Below are 11,743 nucleotides of genomic sequence, written 5' to 3' on the forward strand. Positions count from 1 at the left end.
GGGTGACGAACACTTCGTCCTGCGAATCGAAGGCCAGTTCGCGTTCGCCGTCGAGCGCGACCACGCCCGCGCGCTGCCGCACGCGATGCGCCACGCCGTGCGCGATGCGATGCCACGCCGCGATCGGCACCGGCTCCAGCAGCCCGGGCGCGATCGGCGCGAGCAGCGCGAACGCGCAGCGCCCGGGCTGTCCCAGCTCGATGGCCAGGCCGCCGCGCTCGTCGCGGCCGATCGGTTCGAGCAGGCCGCCGATGGCGGACAGGCCGATCGCCTGCGGGCTCGCGTACGACACGTACACCGCGCTCAACGTGTCGGCCTTCCACACGGCGCGCGCGCCGATAAAGCGCTCGCGCGAGATCACGGCGTCCACCAGCGCGAGGTCGCGCCGCCACGCCCCGCCCGGCTCCCGAATCGTCACGTCGAGGCACTTGTTGCTCGCCAGCGCGCGCGAGGCGGGAATGCGCCCCGTCGCGAACAGGCCGGTGGCCAGCCCGGTGATGGTGGATTCGCGCATCTCGGGGAACGCGTTGTTGGTGCCGGTGGACAGGCCGACGATCGGCACCTCGCCGCATTCGCGCACCACGGCGCGATGGGTGCCGTCGCCGCCGAGCACGACGATCGCCGCCACGCCTGCCTCGCGCATGCGCCGCGCGGCGAGCAGCGTGTCGTCCACGCTGCCGGCCACCGGCATGTCGAGGTAGTCGATCTGCGCCATCGCCGCGCCCGACGCCTGCGCGCGGGCCAGATGGCGTTGCAGCATGACGCGCAGCCCCTCGCGGTCCGGCATCATCAGCACGCGCTCGATGCCGCCGCCGGCCAGCCCGGCCAGCAGGCGCAGCACGATGTTCGCGCGGTCCGCCAGTTGCAGGCTGTTCGCGTTGGCGATGACGCGGCGAATGTCGCGTGCCGACACCGGGTTGGCGATGATGCCGACCCGGGGGGAACGAACCGGAACGGGTTCGTGCATGCCTGTCTCCGATGTGCTTGTTCTGACAGCAGCGATAACGCAACTGCCATGCCAGTGCCGCATCGGCCCGCAGGCACGAAAACACGCGAGAGATTTAGGGGAATACCCCGGCAAACCGGGCGGGAAATACGAGGCGGCAGCCCGCCGCCGTGACAGGTGTCACAGCGGCAGGTGCATCAGGTGGGACAGGCGTATCGGTGCGCTCAGTGCGTGTCGCGCGCGCCGGTATCGGTGCGGTTCGGCGACTGGATGCCGTAGCGCGCCATGCGGCGGTACAGCGTCATGCGGCTGATGCCGATCTGCCGCGCGACGGCGCTGAGGTTCCAGCCGGCCGCGCGCAGGTATTGCATCAGCAGCGCGGCCTCGGGCGGCAGCGTGTGACGGTCCTCGGTGTGATCGACGTGATCGGCAAGTAATGGCCGCGACGCCGCTTCGCCGGCGTGCGCGTCGCCAATCCCCTCGGGCAAGTCGCGCGCCTCGATATGACGGTGATCGCACACGGCGCGCGCATATTCGAGCGCGTTGCGCAGCTCGCGCAGGTTGCCCGGCCAGCGATGGCGATGCAGCCGTTCGCGCGCCGCCGCCGACATCGTGTAGCCCGGCTCGCCCTCCGGCACGGCGAGCAGCTTGCGCACCAGCCAGTCCAGATCGCCACGCTCGCGCAGCGGCGGCAGCGCGAAGCGCGCGCCGTTGAGCCGGTAGTACAGATCCTCTCTGAACAGGCCGCTGCCGATCAGCCGGTCGAGCGCATGATGCGTCGCGGAAATCACGCGGATATCGACCGGCACCGGGCGCGACGCGCCGATCGCCAGCACCTCGCCTTCGGACAGCACGCGCAGCAGGCGCGATTGCAACTCGCGCGGCATGTCGCCGATCTCGTCGAGAAACAGCGTGCCGCCGTTCGCTTCCTCGATCAGCCCGCGCTTGGGCCGCGAACCGGCGCCCGAGAAGCTGTTCGGCAGGTGTCCGAACAGTTCGCTCTCGATCAGCGTGTCGGGAATCGCCGCGCAATTGACCGCGATGAACGGGCCGTGGCGGCGCGCGCTGGCGCGATGCAGCGCCTTCGCCAGAAACTCCTTGCCGCTGCCCGTCTCGCCGTTGATCAGCAGATTGATCGGCGAATCGATCAGCTTCGCGGCGCGCTGCAACTGCTGCTGCAACGCCGCATCGCCACCGCAGAGCGCGGCCAGTTCGGCCGGCAGCGGCGGCGGCGTGCCGTCGCGCATTGCGGGCGGCAGGCTCGGCGCCGGCGGCATGACGCTCAGGTAAAGCGCGCGCCCGCCGTGATTGAGCCGCACCACGCGCTGCTCGCTCGGCCGCGAATAGACGAAGCGCCCCAGCTCCTCGGTCCGGGCGTCGAACAGCGCCTCGAAGCGCTGGCCGAGCAGCGGCGGCGCGTGCGGATCGTGCGGATCGGTACCGGCCGCGAGCGCCTGTTGCGCGCGGCGGTTATGGCCGGCGATCCGGCCGTCGGCGTCGAGCGCGATCAGGTAGTCGGGGCTGACTTCGAGGAACTCGGGCGCGGGGCTCAGTTTAAGCACCCAGTCCTGCCGGTGACGGCGCAGGAAATAGGCGTCCTCGATCTGGCTGGCGTACATGCGCACCAGTTGCAGCGCAAGCATCTGGCTGTACCGGGCTTGCGGCGAACTGAGTGCGGAGATGTCGAGGATCGCCGTGAGCCGGCCGTACGAATCGAACAGTGGCGCGGCGGTGCAGGTCAGCGGAATGTGGGTGGCGTCGAAGTGATCGGCCTGATGCACCGTGAGCGCCTGGCCGGCCGCCAGCGCGGTGCCCACCGCGCAGGTGCCGGCGCCGTCCTCGCTCCATTCCGCGCCGAGATACAGGCCCGCACGCCGCAGCGCGGCATCGGCATTGGCGTCGCCGAGGTAATCGACGGTGACGCCGTCGGCATCGGTCAGCAGTACGACGTAACCCATGCCGGCCACCTGGCCATGCAGGGTTTCGAGGCCGTGACGGGCGATGCGCGTGAAATCGTCGATGCGTTGCTGGTGTTCGCGCAGGCGGACTGGCGGCAGGATGCGCGCCTCCTGCATGCGGGCCGGATCGAGCCCGTATTGATGGACGCAGCGCCGCCACGAACTCTGGATCAGCGCATCGTGTGTGCGCATGGCCGCCGGTAACTCGCCGGTGGTGGCCAGGACCACCGTTTCGATGTGATCGCGTTGCCGCACGTCCATCGTTGTCTCCTGTTTCCGCGCCGCCTGCTGTGGTGCGACGCGGGGCCGGCCCGCGTGCAACGCCGGCTGGCGATCAGGTGGCGCCGTGTGGCGCCCCTGCCATTTTCCAGACTGGGTGGTTAATGTAGCCGACGGTACGGGATGCCGCAATACGATGGCGGCGGGGCGGCGTCGGGCGGTTTCGGGACGCTTCGGTAACCGAAGCAAACCGCTGCTTCGCGCACCGGCACCCTGCTTCGTACTCGTGAGCGGCGGACCTGCCGGCACGCGGAATGATGACGGCGTATCGCTCAATCAGGGTCAATTGCATGGACGTCCGCCGTACCGGCTCCCACACGCCAGCCACTCAATCCGATAACGATCACCAGCCTGAAAACGGACATCGCGGGCATCGCGACCACCGCGCCGCGCCGAACACGGCGCCGGCGAGCCAGGTCGTCAGCGGGCCGTTGCAGGATCTGGCCCGCCGGCGCAGGCAGGCGAGCGCCGAATCGGGCCGTGGCGTGATCGAAACCGATTCCCGCCTGGCTGCCGCTCCAAGCCTGTTTCAAAGCCTCGATACCGCCGTGGCGAGCCTGTCGCGCAACGCCCCGCCGCCTGCCGCGCCGCGCGCGCCGGGCGGCGGCAACCGGCCCCCGCGCGCACCGTTGCCCCGTGCCGGCTTGCCGCGCGCGCCAGCCTCCCCGGCCCGCGCCGACCCACGGCAGCACCTGATCGAAGGCGCGGCTGCGCCAGGCTGGCGCGACCATGTCTTTCAGAGTTTCGACGCGATCATGAATGCATCGCCCGCGAGCCTGAACCTCGGGCCGACAGCACCGCCGTCTTCGGCGGTGCTGTCGCGCGGAGATCAGCGCTCGCCCGAGGAACTCGCTCACACGGCGAACATTCATCAAGCTCGGCCGAGCCTCGGGCTCGACGATCTGCAGGCAAACCGGCAAACACTGGGCCGGGGCACGCCCGATCAAATCGCGCGTGGCCGCACGTATATTCCGCGCCTCGCGCAAGCCGAAACGCTGATTCGCACCTACTTCGGCCAGGACGGCGAGCATCGCGACGAACGCGCGCTCCAGCCGTTTCGGGCGCTCGCTCAAGAAATCGGCGCGGACGCGGCCAGCGAACACGATGACGAACTGATTTCGGCCGGCGATTACCTGACGGTCATGGACCATCTGGGCGTGATGTTCCGGCGCGTGCCCGACGACAACTGAACTCGCCGCATCGCGATTTTTGCCGGCTGCCCAAGCATTCCTGAACACCGCCGGCCCGTGAGGATCGCCAGGGCGGCCTGCCGAACAGGCCTGGCCGCCGATCCCACTCTTCCCTAACCAGCCCCAAACATCCCGTCTTGTGCCGCCCAAATTTTTTATAGATAATAGATAAAATACACAAACGGAGTTCGCCCCCCATGTCCCAGCCCTCTCGCATCACCCTCACCGGCAACGACCTCACCCTCACCCAGATCGTCGACATCGCCCGCCACAACGCCCCCGTTTCCCTCAGCGACACCGCCCGCGCCAACCTCACCGCCACCCGGCAATTCATCCACGACAACTGGCTCGTCGACGACGCCCCGCTGATGTACGCGTTCAACACCGGCGTCGGCGCGCTGAAGAACCAGCGCATCGGCGCGCTCGACATCGCCCGCTTCCAGCGCAACCTGATCCATTCGCATTCGGCCAGCACCGGCGAGCCGATGCCGCCCGAAACGGTGCGCGCGATGATGGCGATCCGCGTCAACACGTTCGCGCGCAACCATTCGGGCATTCGGGTGGAGGTGGTGGAACGGCTCGTGGCGATGCTGAACCTGGGCATCACGCCGGTGATCGCGGCCAAGGGCAGCGTGGGCGCCAGCGGCGATCTCGCGCCGCTGGCCCTGATGAGCGGCGCGTTGCTGGGCCTCGATCAATCGGTGGTCACCTATGAGGGCAACACGATGAGCGCACGCGCCGCGTTCGAGCGCGCCGGCCTGCCTCCGACGTTTGATGTCGAGGCGAAGGACGCCACCGCGCTGATCAACGGCTCCACGGCGTCGCTGGCCTACGCGGCGCTCGCCGCGTTCGATGCGCGGCAACTGCTGTCGGGCGCGACGATCTCGCTGGCGATGTCGCTGGAAGCGATTCGCGGCGAACGCGCCTGCTTCGAGGATCGCGTGATGCTGGCGCGGCCGCATCCGGGCCAGCGTCGCGTGGCGCAGGCGGTGCGGCGCCTGCTGGAAGGCAGCGCGCGCTGCACGCACGAGGCCCGCGCGTTCGCACCGCCCGGCGCCACCGAAGCCGAAGCGCTGGCGGCCGCGCAACCGCGTATTCAGGATGTCTACTCGTTTCGCTGCTCGCCGCAGGTGTACGGCCCGGTGCTCGACGCGCTCGATTACATCGACGGCATCCTCACCACCGAAATGAACAGCGCCACCGACAACCCGCTGATCTTCGCCGCCGACCAACGCTACGACATCGTGTCCTGCGGCCACTTCCACGGCCAGTACGTGGCGCAGGCGATGGACCTGCTCGCGCTGGTGACGACCGACCTCTCCGCGATCTGCGACCGCCGCAACAACCTGTTGATCGACCCCGCTTATAATTTCGGCCTGCCACGCAACCTGATCGCCCGCGAGCCCGGCATCAACACCGGTTTCGCCGTGGTGCAGAGCATGGGCACCGGCCTCGTGCTGGAAAACATGGGCCTGTGCGCGCCGGCCAGCGTGACGAGCCTGCCGGCCAAGGGCAATCAGGAAGACCACATCAGCAATGCCTGCTTCGCGGCGCGCCGCACGCGCACGGTGGTGGAGAACGCGCAGGCCGTGGTCGGCGCGGAAGTGCTGATCGCCGCGCAGGCGCTGTCGCTCACGCAGCAGGCTTACTCGGCGTTCCCGCTCGGCCGTGGCGCGCAGGCCGCGCTCGAACGGGTGCGCGCCGAGGTGCCGGCGATGCTCGGCGACGATCGCTGGGTGCACGACGACGTCGAGGCGGTGCGAGCACTGGTGCGCAGCGGCGCGCTCGCGCAGGCCGTGACGGCCGCCTGCGGCGACATGTGGGGCCCCGCAACACCCTAAAGGACAGATCGAACGTGGTTCTCGACAATTCGGATTCCCTGCCGGCACGGATTGCCGCCGGCCTGGCGCAACAGATCATTCGCGGCGAGCTGAAGCCCGGCGATCGGGTTCGCCAGGACACGGTCGCCGCCGACTTCAACACCAGCCACGTGCCGGTGCGCGAGGCGTTCCGGCGGCTCGAAGCGCGCGGGCTGCTGGTGTCGCGCGAGCGCAAGGGCGTGTACGTGCCGGCGCTGGATCAGGCTTCGATCGTCGAGATCACCCGCATGCGCTCGGCGCTCGAAGTGCTGGCGCTGCGGCATGCCATTCCCAACCTGACCGAAGCCGACCTCGCGCTGGCCGAAGACGCCATCGCGCAGGCCGAGCACAGCCGCGACATCGCGGCGTGGGAAGAAGCGAACCGCCACTTCCACGCGAGCCTGTACCGGCCGTGCGGCATGCCGCGCCTGCTGTCGGACATCGACAGCCTGCACGAAGCGCGCCTGCGCTACATGTACGCCACGGCGGCGATGATCGACTGGAATGCGAAATCGGAAGCCGAGCACATCGCGCTCGTGGCGGCCGCGCGGCGTGGTGATGTGGCGCTCGCCTGCTCGCTGCTGGAACAGCACGTGAATGACGCGGGGGACATCCTGGTGGCCGCCGTGGGGACGTTGCCTGTGGGGTAAGGGCGGTTGCCGGAAAGTTGGCGCGACCGGATCAGCCGAGGCCGTTCGTGGCGACTCGGATTCCGGTGGCGGCCGTGGGAACATCGAGCGCGGGGCGAGTCGCGGACGACCGGGCGTTGGTGCGATAGAACGGGCCGGGGCCGTTCGCGGCGACTCGGATTCCGGTAGCGGCCGTGGGAACATCGAACACGGGGTGAGTCACGGGCCGCCGGGCGTTGGCACGATCGAACGAGCCGGGACCGTTCGCAGCACCCGGAAGCTTGAGCCTCCGCGCCACCGAGGCGGCAGCGTCAATGCCGCCCTCCACAGTCCCGAAACCCGCACCGCCTGCCTACGACGGACGCAGCTTGCCCTCGCGCGCCGCATCGGGTTCCACGTCGATCGTGCGATCGGGATGGATCTTCAGCGTCATCAGCGTGCCGATCAGCAGGAACAGCAGCGAGCCGGCGAACGGCAGGTTCCAGTTGCCGGTGCGGTCGATTACCGCGCCGAACACCACTGGCGACACGATGGTGGCGAGCGCCGCGCCGGTATTGAGCATGCCGCTCGCGGTGCCGGCGTGTTGCGGCGCGACGTCCATCGGCACCGCCCAGATCGGGCCGATCGTCAGTTCGAGCATGAAGAACGCACCGGACAAGCCCAGCGTGACGATCGTGAGGTCATGACTGAGCATCACCGGGATCATGCAGGCAAACGCGCCGAGCAAGCTGAACGCGATCACGCCCTGCCGCGCCAGCCGGAGGCTGCCGGTACGCTTGAGCACCCGGTCGCTGATCACGCCGCCGAGCACGTCGCCCACCACGCCCGCCAGGAACACGCCCGAGGAAAAAATCGCGGACTCCTTGAGATTCAGCCCGTAGCCGTGCAGAAAATACAGCGGCACCCAACTGAAGAACAGCGTGTTGCTCCACACCTGGCAGAAGTACACGAAGATCGACGGCGACATGCGCCCGGCGATGCGCCGCCACGGCGTGGCCACGCGCGCCTGCGCGTCGGCGGCCACCATCACCGGCAATTGCGCGAGCTCCGTTTCATTCACACGCGGATGCGCCCGCGGATCGTCGCGGTAATACAGCACCCAGACGACGATCCACAACGCCGTCATCACGCCCACGATGATGAACGACAGACGCCATGAATACAGCGTCGCCAGCAAAGCCACGAGCGTCGGCGCGACGGCGTTGCCGAGCCGCGACGAGGAATGCGTGATGCCCTGCACGAAGCCGCGATCCTTGGCCTGGAACCAGTTCGCGATCGCCCGCGCCTGGGCCGGCAGCGCGGCGCCCTCGCCCACCCCGAGCAGCAGACGCGCGGCGCACAGCGACGCGAGCCCGCCGACCATGCCGGTGGCGATGGTCGCCACCACCCAGATCGAGCCGCACAACAGCAGCGTGCGGCGCGCGCCCATGCGGTCGGCCAGCCATCCGCCGATGATCTGGAAGATCGCGTAGGTATAGCCGAACGCGGAGAACGCGAGGCCCAGCGTGGTGTTGGACAGGCCCAGCTCGGCCTTGATCGGCCCGGCCGCGGCGGCCAGGTTGACGCGATCCAGATACAGGATGAACGACATCGCGCACAGCAGCGCCAGGATGGCCCGCTGTACGTGAGTGCGTCCCGAACGCCGCAATAGCGAATTCATGTCTCCTCCGACTGCGAGGTCCGCGGCGGCCTGCGCCACCGTCGGCCTCTGTTCGATTTCGGTTCGATTTAGGTTGGTTCGAAGCCGGCGCCGCTCAGGCGAACGCGGCCGACTGCGAGCGCGCCATCCGGCAGGCCAGGTCGAAGGCATGCGCCATCGCCGTGGCGCTCGCGCGGCCCTGGCCGACGATGTCGTAGGCGGTGCCGTGAGCCGGGGTGGTCACCGGCATCGGCAGGCCGCCCTCGACGGTCACGCCCACCTCGAAGCCGAGCAGCTTGGTGGCGATCTGCCCCTGGTCGTGATACATGGTCACGATGCCGTCGAGTTCGCCGGCCCGCGCGCGCAGGAAGATCGTGTCGGCGGGATACGGCCCGGTGGTCGCGAAGCCGCGCTCGGCGGCCAGCGCCATGCCCGGCTCGATCACTTCGCTTTCCTCATTACCGTAGTTGCCGTGGTCGCCGTTGTGCGGATTCAGGCCGCACACGCCGATGCGCGGCACCGCCACGCCCGAGGCGCGCAGCGCGCCGGTCAGCATGCCGATCGCATCGGCCACCGCCTCGGGCGACAGGTGCGCGGACACCTCCCGCAGCGGAATATGCGAGGTCACGCGCGCCGTCCACAGCGGATCGAGCACGTTCAGCTCGCCGCACACGCCGCGATGGTCGAGCAGGCCGGCGAACCAGCGCATCTCGTCCTCTTCCTGCATGCCGCCGAGGCGCAGCGCGCTCTTGTTCAGTGGCCCGAAACATACCGCGTCGGCCAGGCCATCCTGCACACGGCGCACCGCGAGCCGCAGCGAATCGAGCATGAAGCGGCCGCTCGCTTCCGTAATGACGCTCGGCGCGAATACCGCGTCGCTGCCTTCCCAGTGCAGGATTTCCAGCCACGGCGCGGCTTGCGGGATCGGCACGCCTGCGGCGGCCGCGCCGCGCGCGAGCGCCTCGCGGTTGCCGATCAGGGTGATGTGGGCTTTCTCTGCGGTGGCGGGGTCCGCCAACAGGCGCGCGATGATTTCTGCGCCGACGCCGGCGGGGTCGCCGATGCTGAGTGCAATTCGAACGGGTGACTGAGACATGGTGCTCCGAGCGCGATGATCATGGGGACCGCTGCGTTCGATGCGAGCGGTTCGGCCTCAAGATAAGGACGATCGCGCCGGCCGGCCATCGCTCATTGAGCTATTCAGGTTTCGTGTTTTGCGAAACCGGCCCGCAAAGCAGGTCGAGCACGGACAGCGTGGACGACGACAGCGCCTCGGTGGGCAGGTGGCAGAGCAGGAACTGGCGGGTGGCCCAGTTGCCCTCGATGGGCAGGATGCGGAACGGCGGGCCGCCGGCCAGCGCGCGCGCCACGCCCTCCGGCATCACCCCGATGCCGACGCCCGCGGCCACCATCGCCGTCATGCTGTCGAAGCTGCCGACGCGAATCCGCATGCGCAGCGTCTGATCCCGCGCGTTCGCCAGGCGCGCGAGCGCCACCGAAATGGCCGAGCCTTCCGTGAGGCCGATCACGTCGCAGGCCAGGATGTCGTCCGCGGTCGCGCGCTCGCATTCGGCCAGCGCGTGATCGGCGGCCGTCACCACCACCAGTCGATCTTCGCGATAAGGGCGCGTCGGGAAATCGAGCCGCCCGAGCGACGCTTCGTAGATGCCGATATCGACCACGCCGCGCGCCAGCGCCTGCATCACGCCGTGGCTGTTGAGTTCCTGCAGGTCGATATCGATGCCGGGGTGGGCGGCGTGGCTGCGCTGCACGTCCTGGGCGAGAAACTGCAACACCGCCGACGTGCAGGCGGCGATCTTCACGATGCCGCGATCGCCTTGCCGGAACGCGGAGGCATCGTCGGCCATGCGCGCCGCCGAGTGCAGCATGCTGCGCGCATGCGCGAGCAAGGCGCGGCCGGCATCGGTGAGCGTCATGCCGTGCGGCCGGCGCTCGAACAGCGCCACGCCGAACTGCGTTTCCAGTTCGCTGATGCGGCGCGACGCGGCGGCGGGCGCGAGCGCGACACGCTCGGCCGCCTTGGTGACCGCGCCGAGTTCGGCGGTGGCCTCGAACAGGCGCAGCGTCGTCAGATCGAAATGGATACGGTTGGCGCGACGCATCGGGTGGGGGAAATGGGGGGAATGCGCGAAATTCTATCCCGTTGGGGGTGCGTCGAGAAAAAGCCGTCGGTCTCGCCCGACGACGCATGCCGCCCGGCCACGGCGCGCGTAACGGACCAACGCAGCACTTGCCGTTCCGCCGGCCCGTTGCTCAAGCGCTACCGATGCCTCAACCGGCGTGCGAGCGCAGCCACTCCGCGCGATGCTGCAAGCGCTGCACCCATTCCGGCGCCAACCCGGCGGCGGCGGCCAATGCCGACACCGCGTCGATGCGTGGCCGGTGCGCCATCTGGATTTCCCAGAAGCGCTCGATCGAAAACGCCGCATCGGGCCGCTCGATCAGGTCCATCGCATCGCCCACCGCGAGCTTGCCGGGACGCAGCACGCGGTAGTACCAACCGGTGATGCCCGTTCGCGCAATGAAGGCCGCCACACCACTGGCGCCCAGGCGGTGATCGATCTTCCAGCAGGGCCGGCGCGGTTGCGACACCTGCAGGATCGCCGTGCCGGCCTGATAGACATCCCCAATGCAGACGCTCGCTTCGGTCAGCCCCGGCGCGCAAATGTTCTCGCCCACGCTGCCGGCCAGCAGCAACGGCTCGCAATCGGGAAACTGCCGCCCGAGCACCGGATAGTTTTCGAACGCGTATTGATGAACCGCCTTCTCCGGCCCGCCATGCACACGCCGGTCGGCCTGCTGGTCGCCGCGAATGCCGGACACCTCGATATCGGCATCGGCGATCCGCGTTTTGTAAATGCCCGTGAGATGCCCTTCCGGGCCCAGCTCGGTGATACCACCCGCAAACAGATGTTCGATTGTCGGCATCGCGCCCGTCCTGACGATTTGAACCTGCACACTGTGCCGCCGATGGCGCGCAACGTCCATTGATCATTGAAGATCGTACGCATCACTGAACGTGATTGCGACCGCCGCGCGAGCGAAAAACACATGCAGACACACCGGCATCTTGCTTCGGATGAAAACGCGCCGCGAAAAATTTTCGCATCGACTGTAACTCGCAGCGTGGAGGCAGCGAATTGATGAGCGTACCCAATGTGGGTGCGCCCACTTCAAATCCGGAGAACCTCATGTCCACGAATACCAAGATCACGTCCGCCC

The 11,743-nt window shown here is 68.6% G+C and carries 11 protein-coding genes; 3 read left to right on the forward strand and 8 right to left on the reverse strand.

Annotation, left to right across the window (positions count from 1 at the left end):
* The 3 genes from ACYP33_RS14955 to ACYP33_RS14965 all read right to left on the reverse strand — a co-directional run.
* The coding region (locus ACYP33_RS14955; protein WP_459622643.1) for an ATP-NAD kinase family protein at nucleotides 1-967 on the reverse strand (967 nt) is incomplete at its 3' end.
* A 203-nt stretch (nucleotides 968-1,170) separates the two neighbouring features.
* Entirely contained in the window at nucleotides 1,171-3,165 is a 1,995-nt protein-coding gene (locus tag ACYP33_RS14960; RefSeq protein ID WP_459622644.1) for a sigma-54-dependent Fis family transcriptional regulator, read from the reverse strand.
* A gap of 290 nt (nucleotides 3,166-3,455) precedes the next feature.
* Nucleotides 3,456-3,914 (reverse strand): hypothetical protein, encoded by a 459-nt coding sequence (locus ACYP33_RS14965; RefSeq protein WP_459622645.1) that lies wholly within the window; start codon nucleotides 3,912-3,914, stop codon nucleotides 3,456-3,458.
* A gap of 24 nt (nucleotides 3,915-3,938) precedes the next feature.
* On the opposite strand from ACYP33_RS14965, the gene ACYP33_RS14970 reads away from it, so the two are divergent.
* The 3 genes from ACYP33_RS14970 (at nucleotide 3,939) to ACYP33_RS14980 (ending at nucleotide 6,882) form a co-directional block, all read left to right on the forward strand.
* The gene (locus tag ACYP33_RS14970) at nucleotides 3,939-4,373 is read left to right on the forward strand and encodes a hypothetical protein (RefSeq protein ID WP_459622646.1); all 435 of its coding nucleotides are present in this window, start codon (nucleotides 3,939-3,941) and stop codon (nucleotides 4,371-4,373) included.
* A gap of 197 nt (nucleotides 4,374-4,570) precedes the next feature.
* A complete protein-coding gene (locus ACYP33_RS14975) occupies nucleotides 4,571-6,214 on the forward strand; it encodes an HAL/PAL/TAL family ammonia-lyase (RefSeq protein ID WP_459622647.1) in 1,644 nt (547 codons plus the stop codon).
* A gap of 14 nt (nucleotides 6,215-6,228) precedes the next feature.
* Nucleotides 6,229-6,882 carry a GntR family transcriptional regulator gene (locus ACYP33_RS14980; protein WP_459622648.1) on the forward strand — a complete coding sequence of 218 codons (654 nt, stop codon included), beginning with the start codon at nucleotides 6,229-6,231 and terminating at the stop codon, nucleotides 6,880-6,882.
* Nucleotides 6,883-7,213: 331 nt separating this feature from the next.
* On the opposite strand, the gene ACYP33_RS14985 is transcribed toward ACYP33_RS14980, so the two are convergent.
* The 5 genes from ACYP33_RS14985 to ACYP33_RS15005 form a co-directional block, all read right to left on the reverse strand.
* Nucleotides 7,214-8,521 (reverse strand): MFS transporter, encoded by a 1,308-nt coding sequence (locus ACYP33_RS14985; protein ID WP_459622649.1) that lies wholly within the window; start codon nucleotides 8,519-8,521, stop codon nucleotides 7,214-7,216.
* A gap of 94 nt (nucleotides 8,522-8,615) precedes the next feature.
* The gene (locus tag ACYP33_RS14990; RefSeq protein ID WP_459622650.1) at nucleotides 8,616-9,596 is read right to left on the reverse strand and encodes a 4-hydroxythreonine-4-phosphate dehydrogenase PdxA; all 981 of its coding nucleotides are present in this window, start codon (nucleotides 9,594-9,596) and stop codon (nucleotides 8,616-8,618) included.
* A gap of 100 nt (nucleotides 9,597-9,696) precedes the next feature.
* Entirely contained in the window at nucleotides 9,697-10,623 is a 927-nt protein-coding gene (locus ACYP33_RS14995) for a LysR family transcriptional regulator (protein ID WP_414439696.1), read from the reverse strand.
* Nucleotides 10,624-10,792: 169 nt separating this feature from the next.
* The gene (locus ACYP33_RS15000; protein ID WP_459622651.1) at nucleotides 10,793-11,449 is read right to left on the reverse strand and encodes an MOSC domain-containing protein; all 657 of its coding nucleotides are present in this window, start codon (nucleotides 11,447-11,449) and stop codon (nucleotides 10,793-10,795) included.
* Between the two features lie 82 nt (nucleotides 11,450-11,531).
* Nucleotides 11,532-11,743 (reverse strand): hypothetical protein (locus ACYP33_RS15005; RefSeq protein ID WP_459622652.1); only part of this gene is annotated, 212 nt, incomplete at its 5' end.

Source organism: Burkholderia sp. 3C (genome assembly GCF_054589155.1).